The sequence below is a fragment of the Frankia sp. AgB1.9 genome (genome assembly GCF_016786355.1).
GTDB lineage: Bacteria > Actinomycetota > Actinomycetes > Frankiales > Frankiaceae > Pseudofrankia.
Genome location: NZ_JADWYX010000032.1, coordinates 62929 through 84745, shown reverse-complemented (window position 1 = coordinate 84745; position 21817 = coordinate 62929). Strand labels below are relative to the sequence as shown.

The 21817-nt window shown below is 72.4% G+C and carries 18 protein-coding genes; 9 read left to right on the top strand and 9 right to left on the bottom strand.

Annotated features, from left to right (window positions below; genetic code table 11):
* Positions 1-146: 146 nt before the first annotated feature.
* On the top strand, positions 147-845 hold the full coding sequence (locus I6A60_RS15045) for a hypothetical protein (protein ID WP_203023349.1): 699 nt from the start codon (positions 147-149) through the stop codon (positions 843-845).
* Between the two features lie 87 nt (positions 846-932).
* On the opposite strand, the gene deoC is transcribed toward I6A60_RS15045, so the two are convergent.
* Positions 933-1799 carry a deoxyribose-phosphate aldolase gene (gene deoC, locus I6A60_RS15040; protein WP_203023348.1) on the bottom strand — a complete coding sequence of 289 codons (867 nt, stop codon included), beginning with the start codon at positions 1797-1799 and terminating at the stop codon, positions 933-935.
* A gap of 149 nt (positions 1800-1948) precedes the next feature.
* On the opposite strand from deoC, the gene upp reads away from it, so the two are divergent.
* Positions 1949-2572: a uracil phosphoribosyltransferase gene (gene upp / locus I6A60_RS15035; protein ID WP_203023347.1), complete on the top strand. Its 624-nt coding sequence runs from the start codon at positions 1949-1951 to the stop codon at positions 2570-2572.
* A 205-nt stretch (positions 2573-2777) separates the two neighbouring features.
* Here the strand turns inward: upp and I6A60_RS15030 are convergent, their stop codons facing one another.
* Both I6A60_RS15030 and I6A60_RS15025 read right to left on the bottom strand, forming a co-directional pair.
* Positions 2778-4571, bottom strand: a complete 1794-nt coding sequence (locus I6A60_RS15030) for a phospho-sugar mutase (protein ID WP_203055636.1) — start codon at positions 4569-4571, stop codon at positions 2778-2780.
* 32 nt (positions 4572-4603) lie between these two features.
* Positions 4604-5413: a purine-nucleoside phosphorylase gene (locus I6A60_RS15025; RefSeq protein WP_203023345.1), complete on the bottom strand. Its 810-nt coding sequence runs from the start codon at positions 5411-5413 to the stop codon at positions 4604-4606.
* 141 nt (positions 5414-5554) lie between these two features.
* On the opposite strand from I6A60_RS15025, the gene I6A60_RS15020 reads away from it, so the two are divergent.
* The gene (locus I6A60_RS15020; protein WP_307873688.1) at positions 5555-5941 is read left to right on the top strand and encodes a hypothetical protein; all 387 of its coding nucleotides are present in this window, start codon (positions 5555-5557) and stop codon (positions 5939-5941) included.
* Between the two features lie 490 nt (positions 5942-6431).
* Positions 6432-8225, top strand: a complete 1794-nt coding sequence (aspS, locus tag I6A60_RS15015) for an aspartate--tRNA ligase (protein WP_203023343.1) — start codon at positions 6432-6434, stop codon at positions 8223-8225.
* Here aspS and I6A60_RS44010 read toward each other — a convergent pair.
* The gene (locus tag I6A60_RS44010) at positions 8179-9339 is read right to left on the bottom strand and encodes a Clp protease N-terminal domain-containing protein (RefSeq protein ID WP_203023342.1); all 1161 of its coding nucleotides are present in this window, start codon (positions 9337-9339) and stop codon (positions 8179-8181) included. The genes aspS and I6A60_RS44010 overlap by 47 nt on opposite strands.
* A 72-nt stretch (positions 9340-9411) precedes the next feature.
* Here I6A60_RS44010 and I6A60_RS15005 point away from each other — a divergent pair, with 72 nt between their 5' ends.
* From I6A60_RS15005 to I6A60_RS14995, 3 genes are all read left to right on the top strand, one after another.
* Positions 9412-9798, top strand: coding sequence for an excisionase (locus tag I6A60_RS15005; protein ID WP_203023341.1), 387 nt, complete (start codon positions 9412-9414; stop codon positions 9796-9798).
* Between the two features lie 275 nt (positions 9799-10073).
* Entirely contained in the window at positions 10074-11216 is a 1143-nt protein-coding gene (locus I6A60_RS15000) for a glutamate--cysteine ligase (protein ID WP_203023340.1), read from the top strand.
* Between the two features lie 140 nt (positions 11217-11356).
* Positions 11357-12796 (top strand): amidohydrolase, encoded by a 1440-nt coding sequence (locus I6A60_RS14995; RefSeq protein WP_203023339.1) that lies wholly within the window; start codon positions 11357-11359, stop codon positions 12794-12796.
* Between the two features lie 153 nt (positions 12797-12949).
* On the opposite strand, the gene I6A60_RS14990 is transcribed toward I6A60_RS14995, so the two are convergent.
* Positions 12950-14398 carry an NAD(P)H-quinone dehydrogenase gene (locus tag I6A60_RS14990; protein ID WP_013427226.1) on the bottom strand — a complete coding sequence of 483 codons (1449 nt, stop codon included), beginning with the start codon at positions 14396-14398 and terminating at the stop codon, positions 12950-12952.
* Between the two features lie 652 nt (positions 14399-15050).
* Here I6A60_RS14990 and I6A60_RS14985 point away from each other — a divergent pair.
* Positions 15051-15491, top strand: coding sequence for a gamma-glutamylcyclotransferase (locus tag I6A60_RS14985; RefSeq protein ID WP_203023338.1), 441 nt, complete (start codon positions 15051-15053; stop codon positions 15489-15491).
* A gap of 87 nt (positions 15492-15578) precedes the next feature.
* On the opposite strand, the gene I6A60_RS14980 is transcribed toward I6A60_RS14985, so the two are convergent.
* The 4 genes from I6A60_RS14980 to I6A60_RS14965 all read right to left on the bottom strand — a co-directional run bounded on the left by I6A60_RS14980 (position 15579) and on the right by I6A60_RS14965 (position 20597).
* Positions 15579-16412 carry a DUF5313 family protein gene (locus tag I6A60_RS14980; protein WP_203023337.1) on the bottom strand — a complete coding sequence of 278 codons (834 nt, stop codon included), beginning with the start codon at positions 16410-16412 and terminating at the stop codon, positions 15579-15581.
* A gap of 336 nt (positions 16413-16748) precedes the next feature.
* On the bottom strand, positions 16749-18518 hold the full coding sequence (locus tag I6A60_RS14975) for a biotin carboxylase N-terminal domain-containing protein (RefSeq protein ID WP_203023336.1): 1770 nt from the start codon (positions 18516-18518) through the stop codon (positions 16749-16751).
* A 196-nt stretch (positions 18519-18714) separates the two neighbouring features.
* Positions 18715-18963 carry an acyl-CoA carboxylase epsilon subunit gene (locus I6A60_RS14970; RefSeq protein ID WP_203023335.1) on the bottom strand — a complete coding sequence of 83 codons (249 nt, stop codon included), beginning with the start codon at positions 18961-18963 and terminating at the stop codon, positions 18715-18717.
* A 38-nt stretch (positions 18964-19001) separates the two neighbouring features.
* Positions 19002-20597 (bottom strand): acyl-CoA carboxylase subunit beta, encoded by a 1596-nt coding sequence (locus I6A60_RS14965; protein WP_203023334.1) that lies wholly within the window; start codon positions 20595-20597, stop codon positions 19002-19004.
* Between the two features lie 360 nt (positions 20598-20957).
* On the opposite strand from I6A60_RS14965, the gene I6A60_RS14960 reads away from it, so the two are divergent.
* Positions 20958-21800 (top strand): biotin--[acetyl-CoA-carboxylase] ligase, encoded by an 843-nt coding sequence (locus I6A60_RS14960; RefSeq protein WP_307873687.1) that lies wholly within the window; start codon positions 20958-20960, stop codon positions 21798-21800.
* The last annotated feature ends 17 nt before the right edge of the window (positions 21801-21817 follow it).

The window sequence follows — 21817 nt, the reverse complement described above, 5'->3', positions numbered from 1 at the left end:
GTTCAGGATCGCGCCCCGCCAGCCGGGTGTCGCGTGGGTGTCGCCGACTCGGGGCGGCTGTCCCTCGAATGCGGGACGGCGGGCGGCCGACCGTGGTCCCACACGCCGGCGACATCCTGCCGCCGGCCGAGGGAGGGACAGCAGACATGGCAACGATGACAACCGCGCCGGGCGTTCACGAGACCGTCGCCGGGACACCGGCCCGGTCGCGGTGGACCTGGTTGGGTGTCGGCGCCGGAGTGCTCGGCATCGTCGCGACGATGTTCACGAGCCCGAACGTGGGCACCGACCACGTCGGCGCTGGGGCGCTCGAGAAGCTCTCCCGAGGGCAGCTCCAGCTTGGCGGTGCGCTCGGCTACCTTGCCGTGGCGGTCCTGCTGGTGCTGGCCGCGTCGTGGCGGTCGCGGGCGGTTCCGAACGGGCGAGGCGCCGTGGCCGCGCGGGTCGTGGCCGACGGCCTCACGGCGTCCGCCGCGGCGCTGAGCCTCGGATACGGCTGGAAGCTGGCGCTCGCCCTGTACCTGCCCGGCGGCCTGAACGGGAACGGGTTCGACACGGAGGGGCAGTTCGTCTACTTGATGCTCAACGACTTCGGCCCGTTCATCGGCTACCTGGGCGTTGTCGTCGCTGCGGGCGCGGTCGCCTGGCTCAGCCTGCGTGACCACCTCGTGTCGCGGTGGCTGGGCTTCGTCAGCCTGATCCCGCCGGTCGCGGTGGCGTTCATGTCCTGTGGCCTGTCCATCGCAGGCTTCCCCGGCATGGTGGGGCCGATCTGGCTGATCGTCGCGTTCGCCGGCCTCAGCCTCGGGAAGCACCGCATTCTGCGCACCGAGGTCGACGCCTGACGCGTGACCCAGCCGGTGCCGGACCCGCCGCGCCGCCTCCGCCGATTCCGGGTGGGGGCGGCGCCGCTCTGCTGGTCAGCCCCGTCATCAGCTGGACGGCGCGTCCTTCGGCATCTCGGCCAGGACGTCGGCCGTGCCGGACAGGCCGAGGCGAGTGGCACCGGCCTGGATGAAGGCCAGGGCCTGGGCCGCGGTCTTGATACCGCCGGAGGCCTTGATACCGAGGCGCCCGCCGACGGCGGAGTGCATCGCCCGCACGGCGCGAAGGCTCGCTCCACCGCCGGGGTGGAAGCCCGTCGACGTCTTGACGAACTGCGCCCCACCGGCGAGCGCCGCCCGGCAGGCCGAGCGGATCGTCGCGTCCGGCAGGATCGTCGTCTCCAGGATGACCTTGAGAATGGCGTCGGTCGGCATCGCGAGCCGCACCTCATGGATCTCGGTCTCGATCGCGACCCAGTTCTCGTCCACCGCGTTCGCGATGTCGATCACCATGTCGATCTCGGTCGCCCCGTCGGCCACGGCGCGCCTGGTCTCCTCGACCTTCACCGCCGTCAGGTGGTTGCCGTGCGGGAAGCCGACCACCGAGGCGACCGCGTACGCCGGCTTCGACGTGGGCCGATCGGTGGATCCGAGCGCGGCCGCGATGCGGCCGTTCGTCTCGCTGCGGGCGCTGGCCGCCGCCAGGAAGACGTGCGTCGGCGCCACACAGACGGCGGCCACGCCGAGCTTCGCCGCCTCCGCGCAGACCTTGAGCACGTCGTCGGACGTCGCGTCGGGGCGCAGCAGGGTGTGGTCGATCATCGCTGCCAGCCCGGCCCTGGTGGTCGGCACCGGCGGTAGCGGCGGGTACAGCAGCGCGGGCGGGAACTCCCGAGCACCGTCCGCCGCGTTGCCGGGGTGACGTGGTTCGTTGCCGCTGGCGGGCTGGTCGGGTCCGTCGGCTGCCGTCGTCATGCCCCCATCTTTCCGCGTGGTTCGGCCTGGGACGAGGCCCCTGTGGATTGACGTCCGTGGACGCGGTGATACACGTGCATCGGGCTCGCGGCGTACGCGGCCCGGCTGCCGCGCGGCCAGCGCGGCACATCCTTCAGGGAGCGGTTCTCGTGCAGGTAGATGTCCTCGACCATCCGCTCGCCGCGGTCGCTCTCACCATCCTGCGCGATGAGAACACTTCCAGGCCGACGTTCCGAGCGGCCCTCCATGACCTCGCGATGATGCTGGTCTACGAGGCCGCCCGCACCCTGCCGATCGTGCCGGTGACGGTGCGTACGCCGCTGGCCGAGACGACCGGCGCGCGCCTCGCCGTCGAGCCGGTCGTCGTCCCCGTGCTGCGCGCGGGCCTGGGCATGCTGCCGGCCGCGCACGCCTTCGTCCCGTCCGCCGTGAGCGCCTTCATCGGCCTCGCCCGCGACGAGGAGACCTTCCAGCCGACCGTCTACCTGGAGTCCGTCCCGGCCGACCTCACCGATCGCCCGGTGCTGCTGCTCGACCCGATGCTCGCCACCGGCGGCTCCGCGCTGCACGCGCTGCGCCTGCTCGCCAGCCGTGGCGCTCGCGGCATCGTCGTCGTCTCGGTCGTCTCGGCACCGGAGGGGATCGCCGCCCTGGAGGCCAGCGACCTCGACCTGCGCGTCGTCACCGCCGCCATCGACGACGGCCTCAACGACACCGCCTACATCGTCCCCGGCCTCGGCGACGCGGGCGACCGCCTCTTCGGCGCCGTCTAGGGCAGCGGCCAGAGACGGCGCTCCGCGCCTCTGCAGACCTCCCATATCGGCTTCGCCGATCCGGCAGGGACCCCGGCTCTGCCTGGTCAGGCGCCGGGGCGCCTTCCCGAACGTGGTTCGTGGCCGGCGCAGATGTGCGGGTAGGTGCCTGTCCAGGGTCAGTAGCCGGGTTGCGTTTCGTCTGGACACGTGGGGTCTCGTGCCGTCACAGGGAGCTGGCCCAGGCTGCGAGGCGATTGACGCGGGCGGTGGCCGCTGCCCGGGCTGCGGCAAGGCCGGCGCCGACCGGCGCGGTGGCCTCCAGGTAGATCTTTAGTTTGGGCTCGGTGCCGCTGGGGCGGAGGGCGGCCGGGCCGGCCGGCGCCCCGGGGCGTGTTAGGGGGGGGGCCGGGGGCGGGGGGGGGGGGGGGGGGCGGGGGGGGGGGGCGCGGGCGGCCAGGGTGAAGATCAGGACGTCGGACGGTGGCAGGGCGGTGTCGGTGGGGCGCTGGAGGTCCCGGATGGACTCGACGCGCAGGCCGCCGATGGCCGTGGGTGGGGCGGCCCGCAGTCGGCTGGTCAGGGCGGTACTCGCGGCCAGGTCCGGGACGCGGAGCGAGACCTGGGCCGTCACGGTGACGCCGAGCTCGCGGGACAGGTCGTCCAGGCGGTCGAGCAGGGTACGGCCCTGGGCTGCCTCGGCGGCGGCCAGCCGGGCGACGGCGACGGCCGCGGTGATGCCGTCCTTGTCGCGGACCAGATCGGGACGGACCGCGTAGCCGAGGGCCTCCTCGTAGCCGAAGGCCAGATCCTCGGTCGCCCGCATGATCCACTTGAAGCCGGTGAGCGTCTCGGTGAAGGGAGCCCCACGGCGGGCCGCGAGCACGCCCAGGGCCGAGGCGCTGACCACCGTCGTCGCGACCGGTCCGGGGGAGTGGCGCAGTGCCTCGTCGGCGAGCAGCAGGCCCAGCTCGTCTCCGGTCAGCACCCGCGCGCCGCCCGGCTCGGCCTCGTCAGCCCGAGTCGGGCCAGGGCCGACGGCGACCGCGAGCCGGTCAGCGTCCGGGTCGTGCGCGAGCACCAGGTCCGCGCCGATCTCGCCGCCCAGGGCGAGGACGAGGTCCATGGCGCCGGGCTCCTCCGGGTTCGGGAACGGTGCCGTCGGGAAGTCCGGGTCGGGCTCGGCCTGCGCCGCGACAACGACCAGCTCCGACAGCCCGGCCGTCGCGAACACCCTTCGCAGCACCTCCAGCCCGACCCCGTGAAGCGGTGTGTACGCGATCCGAAGGTCCGGCCCAGGGATCGGCGCCGTACCCGCCGGTGTGCCTGCCGCGGCGGCGACGTAGGCGGCCACAATCTCGTCGCCGAGCTGGCTCCACGTGTCGGCCAGCGGGATCGCCGAGGCGGGTGGAGCGGCGGCGATGGCGGCCTCGATCTGCTCGTCGGCGGGCGCGACGAGCTGCGCGCCGCGGCCGGGAGCGCCGACCGGGCCGCCAAGATAGACCTTGTAACCGTTGTCGGTCGCCGGATTGTGGCTGGCCGTCACCATCACGCCCGCCTCGGCGACGAGGTGCCGGACGGCGAACGCCAGCACGGGCGTCGGCACCGGCCCAGGCAGGACCAGCGCGCGCAGGCCGGCGCCCGCGAACACCCGGGCGCTGTCGCGGGCGAAGGACTCGCTGCGATGCCGGGCGTCGAACCCGACGACCACCGTCTTCGGCCCGGTCCCCGTGGCGTCCGTGGCGTCGAGCCAGGCCGCGAGGCCGGCGGCGGCGCGGCGCACGACAGCGGTGTTCATCCCGTTCGGACCGGCACGCAGAGGACCGCGCAGCCCGGCGGTCCCGAACGTCAGCGACCCGGCGAACCGGTCCGCGAGCTCGGCCACCGCGGTCTTCCCGCCGGCGGCCGCCGCCGCGAGCAGGTCCTCGATCTCGGCCCGGTCCGCGGCGTCGGGGTCGTGCGCGAGCCAGGCCCGGACCGCCTCGCCGGCCGACGCCTGACCCGTGTCGTCTTCCCGCACGTCCGCTCCCGCCGCCGGTGGACTGATGTGGATCAGAGGCGGGAGACGACCTCGGCCAGCAGGGTGCCCATCCGGGTGGCGGCGGCCTCTCCGGCGGCCAGGACCTCGAGGTGGTCCAGCGGCTCGCCGGTCATGCCCGCGGCCAGGTTGGTGACCAGGGAGATCGCCAGCACCGCCGCCCCGGCATTGCGGGCGGCGATGGTCTCGTGCACGGTCGACATGCCGACCAGGTCCGCGCCCAGCAGCCGCAGCATCCGGATCTCGGCCGGCGTCTCGAAGTGCGGTCCGGGCAGCGCCGCGTAGACACCCTCGGCCAGGGTCGGGTCGACCTCGCGGGCCAACGCCCGCAGCTTCGGCGCGTAGGCGTCGGTGAGGTCGGTGAAGGCCGGCCCGACCAGCGGCGAACGCCCGGTCAGGTTCAGGTGGTCGCTGACCAGCACCGGCTGGCCGACGGACATGTCCGCCCGCAGCCCCCCGGCGGCGTTGGTCAGCACCACTGTCTCGACGCCCGCCGCGCACGCCGTCCGCACCCCGTGCACGACGTGGGCCAGGTCGTGGCCCTCGTAGGCGTGCACCCGGCCCAGGAAGAGCAGCAGCCGCCGGCCGCCGACCTCGACCGAGCGGACCGTGGGCACATGCCCCGGCACCGTCGTCTCCGGGAACCCGCCCAGCTCGGCGAAGGACACCTCGGCGAGCAGCTTCCCGCGGGTGGCCAGGGTCTCCGCGGCCGGCTTCCAGCCCGATCCGAGCACCACCGCGACGTCGTGCCGGTCGATCCCGGTCGCGGCGGCGAGGCGGGCGGCGGAGGCCACGGCGTCCGGTTTGTCTCGGAGCTCGGTCACGGGCCGACTTTAGCGACAAGGGCTGCCTGTGACGATGCCGACGCGGCCGGCGTCACGCCCGGCCCCGGCACTCGGCGGGCCGGAGGATCGGCGTCCGAGTCGGGGCGTCGCTCGGCGGCTCTGGTGGAGCAGACTGGCGGCGTGGCCATCCCGCGCCGTACTCGCCTGCCTGAGGTTCCGCTGGAGTCCGGTGAGTTCACCGAGGTGGTGCTGCGCGGCCGGCTCACCGACCCGGCCGGCGGCGGGCGGATCACCGCCAAGGCCGAGCGGTTCATCGGCTACCGGCTGGGCCTGTCCCGCTGGATCGTGCTGACGAGCCGCCGGCTGCTCGTCCTCGCGCCGTTCCCCCGGGAGGGCGACTGGTTCGACGTCAGCTGGGACCGTCGCGAGGTGACCGCCTCCCAGGGCGTGAAGCACGGCGACGTCATCCGAGTCCAGCTCGCCACCCCCAGCGGCCCCCAGGTCCTGCGCGTCTCGGCCCGCATCCGCCCCGAGGTAAGCCGCTTCATAAAGGCCCTGCGCCGCTAGCGCCCCGTCACGGCTCCCGGCCGTCACCAAGATCGCCGTTGGCCCTGGAGTGGTCGTGAGAACTCCCCGAGAGCGACCACCAGAGGGCTGAAGCGGCGATCTTGTTGGTGATGGGTGGCGTGCGGCCGTCGAGCGGGTCGCGAAGGCGGGCCGTCGCCGGTCGGCCGCGCCTGGGTGTGACGGAGCGAAGGTCCGACGCCCGGTAGGGTGACGGACTAGGTAGGTGGACCGTTGTCCACTCCTAGAGCGAGCGACCGCTAGAGCGGAGATCGCGAAAGCGACAGGCCGCGCGCCGAGCTGACGTCCCGCAAGCACGCCGTCCCGGCGGATGTGCGGGACGACGCCCGCTGCCGCGTGGTTCTGGGGCGGCGACGGCCGTGTTCGGGTGGCGGCAGTGGTCGCGTTCGCGTGGAGCCATCGGCTGCGGCGTTCGATCAGAACGAGCGCGGCGTTCGGGCAGATCAAACGGTTGGGACGGGACGGCAGGGCGATGGTTACGGCAGACGGGCACAGCGCGCCGGGGGCGGTTCAGGTGCGGCAGACCGCGATGCGGTCGCACCGGTGTGGGGATCCGCGGCTCGCCGATGCCGGGGAGACCGTGACGGTGTGCGGCTGGGTGGCGCATCGGCGCCAGCATGGCCAGTCGCTGCAGTTCATCGACCTGCGGGACTACTCGGGCGTGGTGCAGTGCGTCGTGGACGGGACCGTCGACGTCCGCTCTGAGTATGTCCTGAAGATCACCGGCCTCGTGACCGAGCGGCCGGAAGGCACCGTCAACGAGGCTCTCGCGACCGGCCAGGTCGAGCTGCGGGACTGCAAGGTCGAGGTGCTGTCGGTCGCCAAGCCGCCGCCTTTCCCGCTCGACGACCGCGCGGACAACGTCGAAGAGTCGACCCGGCTGGCCTTCCGCTACCTGGACCTGCGGCGCGAGCGGATGCAGCGCAACCTGCGGATCCGTTCCACGGTGCTGACCGCGATCCGCACCGCGCTGAGCCCGCTGGGGTTCGTCGAGGTCGAGACGCCGTTGCTGATGCCGTCGACGCCAGAGGGCGCGCGGGAGTTCATCGTGCCGTCCCGGCAGTTCCCGGGCAGCTTCTACGCGCTGCCGCAGTCGCCGCAGCTGTTCAAGCAACTGCTGATGGTCGGCGGCGCGGACCGGTACTTCCAGTTCGCCCGCTGCCTGCGCGACGAGGACCTGCGCGCCGACCGGCAGTACGAGTTCACCCAGCTCGACCTGGAGATGAGCTTCGTCGACCAGCAGGACGTGCTGGACGTGATCACCTCCGCCGTGCTGGCCGCGGCCGAGGCGATCACCGGCGGCCCGGTGCCCCCGGTCGAGACGATGACCTGGCAGCACGCGATGGACCGGTACGGCGTCGACAAGCCGGACCTGCGGTTCGGCATGGAGCTGGTCGAGCTGACCGAGGTCTTCGCCGGCAGCGGCTTCAAGGCCTTCGCGGGTGCCGGGGCCGTCAAGGGCATCCGGGTGCCGGGTGGCTCGGCGTCGCACAACCGCAAGGCACTGGACACGCTGACCGACACCGCCAAGAAGCTCGGCGCGAAGGGCCTGGTCTGGATGCGGGTCGGGGCGGCCGGCGCCCTCGAGTCACCGGTCGCCAAGTTCCTCTCTCCGGAAGAGCTGGCCGGCATCGTCGAGAAGACCGCGGCGGTCGAGGGCGACCTGCTGCTGCTGGTCGCCGACGAGTGGACGACCGCCTGCGAGGTCCTTGGCCAGCTGCGCAACTCCCTCGGACGCCCGCCGGCCGGCGAGGGTGGCTTCCGCTTCGTCTGGGTCGTCGACTTCCCGCAGTTCGTCGGCGTCGACAAGGAGACGGGCCGGCCCAAGCCGGGCCATCACCCGTTCACCCGGCCGCACCCGGACGACCTGGACAAGCTGGAGAGCGACCCGCTGGCAGTCCGTAGCCGGGCGTATGACCTGGTGCTCAACGGCTGGGAGCTGGGCTCCGGCTCGATCCGAATCCACGAGCCGGAGCTGCAGCAGCGGATCTTCGACCTGATCGGGATCAGCCGGGAGGAGGCGGACCGCCGGTTCGGCTTCTTCCTCACCCCGTTCGGTTACGGCGCACCGCCGCACGGTGGCTTCGCGTTCGGGATCGACCGGCTGGTGGCGAGCCTCGCCGGCGAGGAGAACATCCGCGAGGTCATCGCGTTCCCGAAGACCCAGTCGGGCCTGGACCCGCTGACCGGCGCCCCGACCCGCGTCGACGAGCGGCAGCTCAAGGAGCTTGGCGTCCGCGTCGTCGCGGCGCCGCCTCCGGCCTGACCGACAGCTCCGTCGGGCGCTCGTCGTCGTCCGCCGCGGTGGCGGCCTCGTCGGCTTCGTCCGGCGAGGTGGCCCCGGACCCCGTCGGCGTGGACCGCGTCCGGATGTCCACCAGGCTGGCGGCCAACGCCGTCCACACCGCCGACAGGCTGCTGGCGACAGCATTGTCCCCGCGCAGCGACGACTCGGTTGCGGCGTCGCCGTCCGTGGCGGCGATGCTGGCCTCGGCCGTCGGATCCGGGGCCGACGCGGCGCGGCGATTGCTCAGGGCGCCGAAGGCCAGCCGGGCCAGGTCGAGTAGCCGCAGGTCGGTTGCCTCCACGACGACGGCCGAGTCGGTCAGGCGTAGCGACATTCCGCGCCGCCCGGTCACCTCCGGCAGTTCGTCGGAGGTGTCGGTCAGGTCGGCGTGGGCCAGAGCGTCGCGGGCGGCCGCGAGGTCGAGACCGAGGTCTGTCAGCGTCCTGGCCGCCGCGCTGTCGGGATCGCTGAGCAGGGCCAGCACCAGGTGGTGTGAACCGACCGGGTCGTGACCGGCGAGGCCAGTCGCGCCCGAGAGGGCGGCGGCTGCCGCCGCCGTGCGGCGCGGCTGGTCGTCCTCCGGGCCGAGGTCGCCGTCTCCGTCGGTGGCGCGGTGTCGGCGCGGGTCCGGCGCGATGCCGGCCGCCCGGTCGGCGCCGGCGGCGGAGATCAGCCCGAGAACCCGCGCGCGTAGTTCGTGGTTGTCCACCTTCCACTCGGCCAGCAGGATCGCGGCCAGGCCCTCGTCGAGGGCCAGCAGCCCGAGCAGGACGTGTTCCGTCCCGATGTAGTTGTGCCGCAGGCCGAGCGCCTCCCGTAGCGACTTCTCCAGGACCTTCTTGGCCCGGGGGGTGAACGGGATGTGGCCCTTGAGCGGTTTCTTGCCCCGGCCGACGGCCGCGACGACGCGCGACCGCGTCATCTCGAGCGACAGGCCGACCTCCGCGAGTGCCTGCGCCGCGATGCCCTCCTTCTCGGCGAGCAGCCCGAGCAGAAGGTGTTCGGTGCCGATGTAGTTGTGATCGAGTTCGCGGGCTTCCTCCTGAGCGAGGACGACCACGTGGCGGGCTTGGCTGGTGAATCGCTCGAACATGCGTCAACCGTCGCCCTGCTTGGTACCCCGGTCAATACCATGCTAATAGTAGGGTCGACCCCGGGAGGTGCCTTGAGCTGGGACGATCGTCTGGACCAGTGGGACGTCGAGCTGGAACTCGCTTCCCGACTGGAGGACTCCGACTGGGTGACCCTCCAGGAGGCTTCCTCGCGCACGGGGGTGTCCCGCGCGGCGCTGCGGACCTGGTACCGCGGGGATCTCATCCCGTCCCGCCTGGTCGACGGCCCGCACGGCCCGCAGCGCCTGGTACCGCTGGCGATGGTCGCGGCGCGCGCTGAGGAGTCCCCGCGGCTGCGCCGCAGTGCGGAGCGCCGGATGGGCGCGGAGGCGCAGGTGGAGCTGCTCCAGCATCGGATCGACGAGCTGGAGGCCCGGGTGGCCGCGCTGGAACGTCGAGAGGCCACGGGCCGCCAGGCCGCGAGCGGCCCGACGGGCTAGCGCCGCGGCCATTACTCCAGGTATGGCACCCGTTCGGCGAAATCGCCGCGAACGCCGGCTGAACCGACCTACCTTAGATCGCCGGAGTTTGTCTGACCGTCGTCGCGCGTCCGCATGTTGGCGGGTGGTCCGCCGGCAGGGCGGAGTGGTCTCGCCTGTGGTCGATGCGTGTCGGCGGTCCGTGGGTGGGCAGATGTCCGGCCGGGGCCCGGATAGGCATTGAGCCCCGGATGGGTACTGGCCTCGCGGCCGCCGACACCGCTGGAGGAGCCAGGGTGCACATTCCCTTCTCGTCGTCGCCGCGCACCAGTCTTGGCATCGAGTGGGAGCTGGAGCTGGTCGACCTCCAGACCCGCCAGCTGCGCGGAGCCTCGACCGAGATCCTCGAGGAGTTCGCCGGCAAGGTCGGCGACGAGGACGCCGAAAAGGCCAAGCACGAGCTGTTCGAGTCGACGATCGAGGTGATCACCGGGGTCTGCGGCACCGTCCCGGAGGCGCTCGCGGATCTCAGCGGGACCATCGACGTGCTGCGGGGCCTCGCCGAGCGGCGCGGAATCGGGTTGATGTGCAGCGGCACCCATCCGATCAGCGAGTACAACACCCAGGAGATCAGCACCAACGACCGCTACTTCCGGCTGGTCGACCAGATGCAGTGGCTTGCGCACCGCTTGCTGATCTTCGGTGTTCATGTGCATGTCGGAGTTCGGTCCCGGGAAAAGGCTTTCCCGATCGTCAACGCGCTGACGGCTTATATCCCGCATTTCCTGGCGCTGTCCGCGTCGTCGCCATTCTGGCTGGGACGGGACACCGGTCTCGCCTCCAGCCGGTCGAAGATCTTCGAGAGCCTCCCGACGGCCGGCCTCCCGCAACAGCTCGCGGACTGGGGCCAGTTCGAGCGTTTCATGGAGACGCTCATCACGTCGGGCACGATCGAGACGATCCGCGAGGTCTGGTGGGACATCCGTCCCCATCCGAACTTCGGCACCGTCGAACTGCGGATCTGCGACGGACTTCCGACGCTGCAGGAGGTCGGTGCCGTCGCGGCGCTCTCGCAGTGTCTTGTCGACCGGATGAACATCCAGCTCGACCGCGGCTACACGCTCCCGGTGCCGCGACGCTGGGTGGTCCAGGAGAACAAGTGGCGGGCGGCCAGGTACGGCCTCGACGCGGAGATCCTGATAGACGACCGGGGCACCACCCGCCCGGTCCGCGACGAGCTGGCGGACGTGGTCGACGACCTGCTGCCCGTCGCCCGGCGGCTCGGCTGCGCGACCGAGCTGACCTCGATCCAGGACATCCTGACCGTCGGCGCCAGCTATGAACGGCAGCGGGCCGCCGCGCGGCGGGCCGGCGGCGATCTCAGCCACGTCGTGGATACCCTGCTAGGGGAGATGAACATCGGTCGACCGGCTCAGTAACTAGCTCAGTGACTCATGAGCTGAGTGACCTCGCTGGTTTGACCCCACCGCGGCGGTGATCCCGCTGCTCGGCCTTGTGGGCCATCCCGGTGTTCGTTGTCGAACAGTCGGGTCCACCGGGGAAGGTCGAAGTTTTCGTGATGTCGGACAACGTGAGCGCACAGGCTGCGGTGGCGACCGACGGGGCGGGGCCCCCACTGGACGCCGACGGGGCCGCGGAGAGCGTGCGGCCCACCAGCTCGACACCGGCCAGCTCGACGCTCGCCAGTTCGACGTCCGTCAGTTCGTCGCCCGTCAGTTCGTCGCCCGTAGGCTCGACGTCCGCCAGTGCGGCGTCCGACGGCCGTGTCACGGCCGGCTGGGGCGCCACGCGGGCCAGCTCGTTCGTCCGGGACTGGTTCGCCCGGCACGAGACCGAGCTCGTCGACTTCCGCCGGGACCTGCACATGCACCCCGAGCTCGGCCGCCAGGAGCACCGCACGGCCGAGCGGATCCTCGACCGGCTAACCGCCGCCGGGCTGCGACCCCAGCGGCTGGCCGACATTCCGGGCGTCTGGTGCGACATCGCCACCGGCGGGCCCAACGAGGCCGCCGACGTGGAAGGCCCGGTCGTCATGCTCCGCGCCGACATGGACGCGCTGCCGCTGCAGGACGCCAAGGACGTGCCGTACGCCTCCACCGTTCCCGGCGTCTGCCACGCCTGCGGCCACGACGTGCACACGACCGTCGTCCTCGGCGCCGGCCTCGCGCTCGCCGAGTACGCCCGGCACAGCCCGCTGCCCGGGACCGTGCGGCTGCTCTTCCAGCCCGCCGAGGAGACCATGCCCGGCGGCGCCCTGGAGGTCATCGACGCCGGCGTGCTCAAGCCCGTCGGCGCCGCGCTCACGGTGCACTGCGACCCGGCGCTGGACGTTGGCACGATCGGCCTGCGCCCCGGCCCGATCACCTCGGCCGCCGACCTCGTGGAGATCACCCTCGCTGGCCCGGGCGGGCACACCTCACGACCGCAGAACACCGTCGACCTGGTCTACGCGCTCGGCGCGCTGATCACCCAGCTGCCGGCGGCGCTGAACCGGCGGATCGACCCGCGCTCCGCGCTCGCCCTGGTCTGGGGCCAGGTGCAGGCCGGCACGGTGCCGAACGCGATTCCGCGCACCGCGCAGGTACGCGGGACGGTGCGCACGCTGTCCCGGGACACCTGGGAGACGGCCCCCGAGCTGATCGAGCAGCTCGCCCACCAGATCGTCGCGCCGTTCGGCGCCGACATCGTCGTGGACTACCGGCAGGGGGTGCCGCCGGTGGTGAACGCCGCCGAGTTCGTCGACGCCTTCGACGCCGCTGTGACCGCCGCGTTCGGGCACGGCGCGGCCACCACGGTCGCCCAGTCGCTCGGCGGCGAGGACTTCGGCTGGTACCTCACCCATGTCCCGGGCGCGCTCGCCCGCCTGGGCACCCGCACGCCGGGCGGCGAGACCTACGACCTGCACCAGGGCGACTACCTCGTCGACGAACGCGCCATCGGCATCGGCGTCCGCCTCCTCGCCGGCGCGGCCCTGGAGTCCTTCTCTCGCCTGTCCTGAGGCGATCGGCCGGAACCGGCGCTTGCGCGCCTTCGGCCGCTCCGCCTGGTTCGGGCGCTGAGCGCCCTCCCCAACGTGGTTCGGGGCGAGGACGACTTACGGGGCAGGCGTTCATCCAGGGTCGGGATCTTGGATGCGTGTCGTCGGGAGTGTTTAGAGGGTCTCGTCGAAGGCGGCGAAGAGGTCTTCGGAGCGCATCATGCGGGCGACCTCGGTGATCGAGCCCGACAGCGACGGGTAGATCGAGAAGGTGTTCGCCAGCTGCTCCGCGGTCAGGCCGTTGGCGACCGCGAGCGAGATCGACAAGATCAGCTCGGACGCTCGCGGCGCGACCACCACGCCGCCGAGCACGCTGCCGCTGCCGGGCCGGCAGAACAGCTTCACGAAGCCGTCCGAGATGCCGAGCATCTTCGCGCGCGGGTTGCGCGCCAGCGGCAGCGTGACCACCTCGGCGGCGATCGCGCCGGAGTCCTTCATCCGCTGGGTGACGCCGACGGTCGCGATCTCCGGGTCGGTGAAGATGTTCGACGACACGGTGCCCAGGCGCAGCGGCGTCACCGACTCACCGAGCGCGTGCCGCATGGCGATCCGGCCCTGCATCGCCGCGACGGAGGCCAGCGGCAGCACGCCGGTGCAGTCGCCGGCGGCGTAGACCCCGGGCACCGACGTCCGCGACATCCGGTCCACGACCACGTGGCCGCCGGAGCCGAGGCGGATGCCGACCTCGGTCAGCCCGATGCCCTTCGTCCGCGGCACCGAGCCGACCGCCATCAGCGCGTGCGACCCGGTCACCGTCCGGCCGTCGGACAGCTCGACGAGCACCCCGTCGCCGATCCGGCGCACCGAGGCCGCGCGGGACCGGTTGAGCACCTCGATGCCCCGGCCGCGGAACACGTCCTCGATCACCATGGCGGCGTCCGGGTCCTCGCCCGGCAGCACCCGCTCGCGCGAGGACACCAGCGTCACCGCGGCGCCGAGAGCCCGGTAGGCGCCGGCGAACTCGGCGCCCGTGACGCCGGAGCCGATCACCACCAGGTGTTCGGGCACCTCCGGGAGCTCGTAGAGCTGCTGCCAGGTCAGGATCCGCTCGCCGTCCGGCTCGGCCGTGGGCAGCACCCGCGGCGCGGCGCCGGTGGCGATGAGCACCACGTCGCCGATGAAGACGTCGCCCTGGTCGGTCTCGACGGCCTGAGGCCCGACCAGGCGGCCCTTGCCGTGGACGACGGTGACCTTCTCCCGTCGCAACCGGGCCTCGATGTCGTTGGACTGCGCGTGGGCGAGCTCGCGAACCCGGTTGTTGACCCGTTTCGCCTCGATGCTGAGCACCTCCGGCGGGGTCAGGTGCGGCTCGCTGCCCTCCCAGGTGCCGGCCGGTCGCGCGGGCACCCCCCGGCCGGCCAGGCCCAGCGCCGGGGCCGCGGCCACCGAGGTCATCGTCTCCGAGGTGGCGATGAGCGTCTTGGACGGCACGCAGTCGGTAAGGACGCACGCGCCGCCGATGCCGTCCGAGTCGACCAGCGTGGTGGCGGCCCCGAGTGACGCGGCGACCAGCGCCGCCTCGTAGCCGCCAGGCCCCCCGCCGAGAATGACGATCCGGCTCACGGCCCCCTCCTTGCCATTCCTGCTGCCAGCCACGCCGGTGTCCCTGCCCTGTCCGCGCGGTCCCGGTCGCGTCGCGCGTGCCCGGTCGCCGCTGTGCTCGATTGCTGTGCTCGCTGTTGTCGGCGGCTTGCCGTGTCGACGGCTCGCTGGGTCAGAGGGTCCGCCGTGTCAGCAGGCTCGCTGTGTCAGAGGGCCCGCTGTGTCGCCCCGCCTGACGTGGTTCTCACCGCCGTCGTCGTTCGCATGTCGCTCGGCCCCCATCCTGCCCGCCCAGGTCACGCCGTCCGACAGCGCGGCACCGTCAGTGGGCCAGCGCGCAGCGTCGGCCCCCGCCCGCGGGCCGCGAACGGTCCTCGCCGGTAGCGCGCCGGCGAGCAACGCGGGGCCACACCCCGGCGGGAGCTTCCGGCGACCGGCGGCGAACGCACCGGCCAGCGGGACTCCACCCGCCCATTCCCCGTCATCGCCACGCTTAGCCAATGTGGCCAGCGTCTACGGAATGGCCGGTGTGATCAAGCGGGCCGCCGGTCGCATAATGGCGAGGCGAACGGGCCTCGCCGTCACGCCCCCGTGCGTGCTTACGCCGCTCGCGACCCGGCCGACACCGGCCGCCGAGCCAGACTGGCCCGGGTGATGGGATGAGAGAGCCGACATGAACCTGTACGCAGCGTATGCCAGCAACCTTGACCCGGCGAAGATGAAGGAGCGCGCTCCGCATTCGCCGGTGACCGGGACCGGCTGGCTCACGGGCTGGCGGCTTACGTTTGGCGGGGAACAACTCGGCGTCGACGGCGCGATCGCCACCATCGTCCCGTATGTCGCCGGGCGGGTTTACGTGATGCTGTTCGACCTCGACCGTTACGACCTTGATCGGCTTGACGTCTGGGAAGGCGCCGACACCGGTCTTTACACCCGCATCCGAGTACGCGTGGAGACCCTCGACGGCGACATGCTCGCCTGGACCTACGTGCTCGACGCCTACGAGGGCGGACTGCCGTCCGCCGAGCATCTGACCGCGATCGCCGACGGCGCCGAGAAGGCCGGCGCGCCGGACGACTACGTCGCCGAGCTCCGCTCCCGCCCGACAGCCTGAACCTCGGGCCTGAACCTCAGGCGTCGCAGGTCAGGCGTTGCACGTCAGGCCGGGAACGGTCCGGCAGTGAACTTCGGGCCCTGAACGTCAGGCGTTGATGCCCTCGGGGTCCTCCGGGTCATAGCCACCCCCGGCCGTGGGCACACCGGTCGATGATGCGACGCCCGCGTCCGCCTCGTTGTCCGCCTTCGCGGCGGCCACCTTGGCGTCAGCGACGCTCGCGTCCGCGGCCCTCGCCTCGGCCGCTGTGGGCGCCGCCACGGGCGCTGCCGAGGCCGGCCTGGCGACCGGTTCGTCCTCGTCCTCCTCGGGCCGGACGATCGGCGGGAAGCCGTTCTGGACCAGCCGCCGGTTGCGGAAGCTGCCGGCCAGGATCAGGCCCATCGCCGCGGCGGCCACCAGCAGGAACCCGGCCAACATGCCCCGGGTACCGGGCGGCCCCGGCAGCACGGCGAGGATGATCGCGAACGGCAGCATCATCAGCACCGACCGCAGCGTCTGGCGCCACCGCCAGCCCGGCGCGGTCAGGTCCTGGAACACCCATCCGGCGTACTGCGCCGGCATGCGCCCGCTGAACACGTACGAGACGCGCCCCGCGAACGGCGGCTGCGTCACCGCCGCGCCACCGTCCACTGACGTCGACTCGGTCGACTCGGTCGGCTTGGGCGGCGTCTGCATCGGCGTGCTGGCGTCTACCCCCGGCTGCGGCGCGCTGCCAGCGGCCACCGCGGTCTGGGCCGTCGTGCCGGGGTCCACCCCCGCCTGCGTCGTCATCGCGGCGCCTTCCGCTGCCTGCGTCGTCGCGACGGCGTCCGCTGTCGCCTGCGGCGCCGTGCCGGCGTGCGCAGACGCCGTCGTGCTCGCGTCCGCTGTCATCGTCGCGCCGCCTTCGGCCGTCGCGGCGTCCCTGCCACCGTCCATGCCCCGAGCCTACGGACCCCTGTCGCCGTCGGAACCGTGCGCCCCAGCACTCCCCGACCCCGCGTCGGCCACCGCCAAAGACGGCGCCATCCGCACGAACCCCCCCACCACCCCGTCCGGCGGCGTCGCCTGGCCGCCGTAGATCGCTGTTTCGGCCCTCGCATGGTCGTGATCAGGGCCTTCCTGCAACCACCCGAGGGCCAAAACGGCGATCAAGGCCCGAAGGTGGCGGCGTGCCGGCCGGGCAGTGCGAAGCCCCGGCCCGCCGGGAGGGCGGAACCGGGGCTTCGGGGTGTGCTCAGGGCCTGACCGGGGTCAGTCCTTGATCTCGCGGGGTCAGTCCTTGATCTCGCAGAGGACGGTGCCACTGGGGACCACGGCGCCGACGGTGGCGGTCAGGCCGGTGACGGTGCCGGCGCGGTGCGCGGTGATCGGCTGCTCCATCTTCATCGCCTCGAGGACGACGATCAGGTCGCCTTCCGCCACGACGTCGCCGTCCGCGACGCCGACCTTGACGATGGTGCCCTGCATCGGGCTGGTCAGCGAGTTGCCGGTGGCGGCGCCGGCCTTCTTGCCGCTGGCCTTGCGCTTCGGCGCCGCGCCGCGCCCGCCGCCGCCCGAGCCGCCGCTCGACGCCCCGAGGCCGGCCGGCAGCACGACCTCCAGGCGCTTGCCACCGACCTCGACGACGACCGTCTCGCGCGGCCCCGCCTCGGCGTCCTCGGCATCGGCGCCACCGGTGAAGGCGGGGATGGTGTTGTTGAACTCGGTCTCGATCCAGCGGTTGTGGATCGTGAAGGCCTCGTCGGCGGAGGCCGGGGCGAACGCCGGGTCCCGGACCACCGCGCGGTGGAACGGCAGCGCCGTCGCCATGCCCTCGACGATCAGCTCGTCCAGCACCCGACGAGCCCGATCAAGGGCCTGCTGCCGGGTCGAGCCGGTGACGATGACCTTGGCCAGCAGCGAGTCGAACGCCCCGCCGATGACGCTGCCACTCTCGATGCCGGCGTCGATGCGCACGCCGGGACCGGTCGGCAGCACGAGCTTCGTGACGGTGCCCGGCGCGGGCAGGAACTTGCGGCCCGGGTCCTCACCGTTGATCCGGAACTCGATCGAGTGGCCGCGCGCCGGCGGGTCGGTGAAGCCGAGCGCCTCGCCCTCGGCGATGCGGAACTGCTCGCGCACCAGGTCGATGCCGGTCGTCTCCTCGGTCACCGGGTGCTCGACCTGCAGCCGGGTGTTGACCTCGAGGAAGCTGATCAGCCCGTCCTTGGCGACCAGGAACTCGCAGGTGCCGGCACCGATGTAGCCGGCCTCCTTGGCGATCTTCTTGGAGGCCTCGTACAGCGAGGCGCGCTGCGCGTCGGTGAGGAACGGCGCGGGCGCCTCCTCGACCAGCTTCTGGTAGCGCCGCTGCAGCGAGCAGTCGCGGGTGCCGACGACGACCACGTTGCCGTGGGTGTCGGCGAGGATCTGGGTCTCGACGTGGCGCGGCTGGTCGAGGTAACGCTCGACGAAGCACTCGCCCCGGCCGAACGCCGCGACGGCCTCGCGGACCGCGCTCTCGAACAGCTCGGGCAGCTCGTCCCGCGTCCAGGCGACCTTCAGGCCACGGCCGCCGCCGCCGAACGCCGCCTTGATCGCGACCGGCAGGCCGTACTCGTCGGCGAAGGCGATGACCTCGTCGACGCCGGCGACCGGGTCGGCGGTGCCGGGCGCGAGCGGGGCGCCGACGGCGAGCGCGATGTGCCGGGCCTGGGTCTTGTCGCCCAGCCGGCGGATCGCGTCCGGCGTCGGGCCGATCCAGGTCAGCCCGGCGGCGATGACGGCCTCGGCGAAGTCGGCGTTCTCCGACAGGAAGCCGTAGCCCGGGTGGACCGCGTCGGCCCCCGACTTCGCGATCGCGTCGAGGATCTTGTCGATCCGCAGGTACGAGTCACCGGGGGTGGAGCCGCCGAGTGCGTACGCCTCATCGGCTACGCGAACGTGCAGGGCGTCGATATCGGGCTCCGCATAGACCGCGACGCTGGCGTAGCCGGCGTCCTTGCAGGCCCGCGCCACCCGAACGGCGATCTCGCCGCGGTTGGCGATGAGGATCTTGCGCACGTTTCTCCCGTCCTCGTTCGGCCCGCCCGAGTCTAGGGCGACTAAGCCACAGAGGTTGCTACCTGGAAAGTCCTGCTACCACGCTGCTCGGGCCCGCCAAGCGCTGGCCGGAACCCGTCGACTCACCCGCGCCCAGCGCCTCGGCCTGTCCACGACTCGCTCGTGATCGGCTGGCACCGGGCTTGGGTGAGGAACATCACCCGCTACGCATGCTGGCCACCCGGCCGGCCGTGCGCCAGCCACTGGCGCCGGGCGCGGTGCCGACCCGCATCGCGTACCCACGGTCGGCCCAGACCGACCGGGCCGGCCGCGGCGCCGGCCCGGTGTTCGCGGCCGCGTGCGCCGCCAGCACCGCGACGATCGCCGCGATCTCCTCCGGGGTCGCGTCGCCGCGCACCAGCTTCAGCAGCGGCCGACGCTGCTCGGCCGGTTCGCTCTCCGCCACGCGCACCTCCTTGAAGATCTCTGGGTCCGACCCCTGGGTCACAGCGGGATGTTGCCGTGCTTCTTCGGCGGCAGGGTCTGGCGCTTGTTGCGCAGCAGCCGCAGCGCGCGGATGACCTCGCGCCGGGTCTCCGACGGCTGGATCACCGCGTCGAGGTAGCCGCGCTCGGCCGCGATGTACGGCGTCGCGAAGTGGTCGTTGTAGTCGTCGATCAGCTCCGCGCGCCGGGCGTCCGGCGTCTCGGACCCGGCCAGCTCACGCCGGTAGATGATGTTGACGGCGCCGCGGGCGCCCATGACGGCGATCTCGGCCGTCGGCCAGGCGAGGTTGATGTCGGCGCCCAGGTGCTTGGACCCCATGACGTCGTACGCGCCGCCGTAGGCCTTGCGCGTGATCACGGTGACCTTCGGCACGGTGGCCTCGGCGTAGGCGTAGATCAGCTTCGCGCCGCGCCGGATGATGCCGGTCCACTCCTGCGAGGTGCCGGGGAGGAAGCCCGGGACGTCGACGAACGTGAGCACCGGGATGTTGAACGCGTCGCAGGTGCGGACGAAACGCGCGGCCTTCTCGGACGCGTCGATGTCCAGCGTGCCGGCGAACTGCATCGGCTGGTTGGCGACGACGCCGACCGAGCGGCCGTCGACCCGGCCGAAGCCGACGATGATGTTCATCGCGAACTGCGCGTGCACCTCGAGGAAGTCCCCGTCGTCGAGGATCTTCTCGATCACCTTGTGCATGTCGTACGGGGTGTTCGCCGAGTCCGGGATGAACGTGTCGAGGTCGGGATCGACCTCGGCGTCCAGGTCGGTGACCTCGTCGAAGATCGGCGCGTCGTCCATGTTGTTCGGCGGCAGGTACGACAGCAGGGCCTTCGCGAGCTCGAAGCACTCGGTCTCGTCGGTGGCCTGGAAGTGCGCGACGCCGCTCTTCGAGTTGTGCGTGTGCGCGCCGCCGAGCTCCTCCATCCCGACGTCCTCGCCGGTGACTTCCTTGATGACGTCGGGACCGGTGATGAACATGTGGCTGGTCTTGTCGACCATGAGCGTGAAGTCGGTGATAGCCGGTGAGTACACGGCACCGCCGGCGCACGGGCCCATGATCAGCGAAAGCTGCGGGACGACGCCGCTGGCCAGCACGTTCCGGTAGAAGATCTCGCCGTACAGGCCGAGCGCGACCACGCCCTCCTGGATGCGGGCGCCGCCGGAGTCGTTGATCCCGATGACCGGGCACCCGGTCCGCACGGCCAGGTCCATGATCTTGACGATCTTCTCGCCGAAGACCTCGCCGAGGCTGCCGCCGAAGACCGTGGCGTCCTGGCTGAACACGCACACCTGGCGCCCGTCGACCGTCCCGTAGCCGGTGACCACGCCGTCGCCGTAGGGCCGGTTCTTGTCGACCCCGAAGTCGCGCGCGCGGTGGCGCATGAACGCGTCGGTCTCGACGAACGAGCCCGAGTCCAGGAAAGCGTCGATCCGCTCGCGGGCCGTCATCTTGCCCTTGGCGTGCTGCGCGTCGACCGCGCGCTGCGAGCCAGCGTGGACGGCATCGTCGTTCACTCGACGAAGCTGGGCGAGCTTGCCCGCGGTTGTGTGCGGGTCGGGCGTGGGATCAGCCGAGGGCGCCGGAAGTGCCATGCGCGGCAGCGTACGGCCAGGCCGGCCACAGGTGCGAGCAACAGTGCACTCCGTCTCACGGCATCCGGCCAGAGACGGCGCTTCGCGCCTCTGGCCGTCTTGCCTGCTTCGGGCGCTAAGCGCCCTCGCCACCGTGGTTCTGGGCATGGGTGAAGTGCGGAGGTGTGCGCTTGTCCAGGGTCGGGATCTTGGCTGGGTTGGGTGGGTTGATTCCTGGGTGATGTTGGGTGGGGTTGGTTGCTGGTTTCTTGATTGGGCGGCTCGGGCTCGGTGGGGACGCCGGAGTTGGTTGTCGGGACCGACGCCGGGACCGGGACCGGAGTGTCGGGTGCCTGGAGGTGGTGGTGGCAAAGTGGGTTCGTGAGTGGTGTCGAGGACCCGCTGGACGCCGTTGTGCTGGCTGCGGCCGGCGAGGCCGTGGGGCTGCGGGTTGAGGTTGTTGCTGAGACTGGGTCGACGAATGCGGATGTGGCCGCGCGGGCGCGGGCCGGTGAGGCCGCGGGGCTTGTGGTCGCTGCCGAGCGTCAGCGCGCCGGGCGTGGGCGGCTGGACCGGGTCTGGGAGGCGCCGCCGGGGGTGGGGCTGACCGTCTCGCTGCTGGCGCGGCCGGCCACGGATGCCTGGCCAGGTCCGGCGCCGGCGGCGATGTTGGGCTGGGTGCCCATGGTCGTGGGGACGGCGCTCGTCGGCACGCTGCGCTCCCGGTACGGCGTCCCGGCCTGGCTCAAATGGCCGAACGATGTCCAGGTCGAGGGCGCGAAGCTGGCCGGCATCCTCGTCGAGCTGGTGCCGAGCCCACCCGGGCCACCCGGGCTGGTCATCGGCTTCGGTCTGAACGTCCACACCGCCGCCGCGGATCTGCCCCCGGGCGCCACCAGCCTCGCCGTGCTGGCCGCCGACGGGATCGGGACCCGGAACGCGGAAGACGGCCCGGCCGCGACCCGCACGGAGCTGTTGGCCGCGCTGCTGACCGACCTCGCGCGGGCGCTGGCGGCGTTCGAGGCGGACCCGGGCGCCGCCCGCCCGGCCTACCGGGAGGTGTGCGCGACGCTGGGCCTGGACGTCCGGGTCGAGCTGCCGGGTGGTGAGACCGTCGTGGGTGTTGCCACCGATGTCGACCCGACCGGCCGGCTGGTCGTGAACGGCCGCGCGTTCAGTGCCGCCGACGTCGTTCACCTGCGCCCGGCGCCCGGCGCCCGGTAGCCGGGCCGCGGGGCTGA

Coding starts and splice junctions, on each gene's coding strand:
- I6A60_RS15045 (WP_203023349.1), top strand. CDS start 147: ATGGCAACGATGACAACCGCGCCGGGCGTTCACGAGACCGTCGCCGGG.
- deoC (WP_203023348.1), bottom strand. CDS start 1,799: ATGACGACGGCAGCCGACGGACCCGACCAGCCCGCCAGCGGCAACGAA.
- aspS (WP_203023343.1), top strand. CDS start 6,432: ATGGTTACGGCAGACGGGCACAGCGCGCCGGGGGCGGTTCAGGTGCGG.
- I6A60_RS44010 (WP_203023342.1), bottom strand. CDS start 9,339: ATGTTCGAGCGATTCACCAGCCAAGCCCGCCACGTGGTCGTCCTCGCT.
- I6A60_RS14995 (WP_203023339.1), top strand. CDS start 11,357: ATGTCGGACAACGTGAGCGCACAGGCTGCGGTGGCGACCGACGGGGCG.
- I6A60_RS14985 (WP_203023338.1), top strand. CDS start 15,051: ATGAACCTGTACGCAGCGTATGCCAGCAACCTTGACCCGGCGAAGATG.
- I6A60_RS14980 (WP_203023337.1), bottom strand. CDS start 16,412: ATGGACGGTGGCAGGGACGCCGCGACGGCCGAAGGCGGCGCGACGATG.
- I6A60_RS14965 (WP_203023334.1), bottom strand. CDS start 20,597: ATGGCACTTCCGGCGCCCTCGGCTGATCCCACGCCCGACCCGCACACA.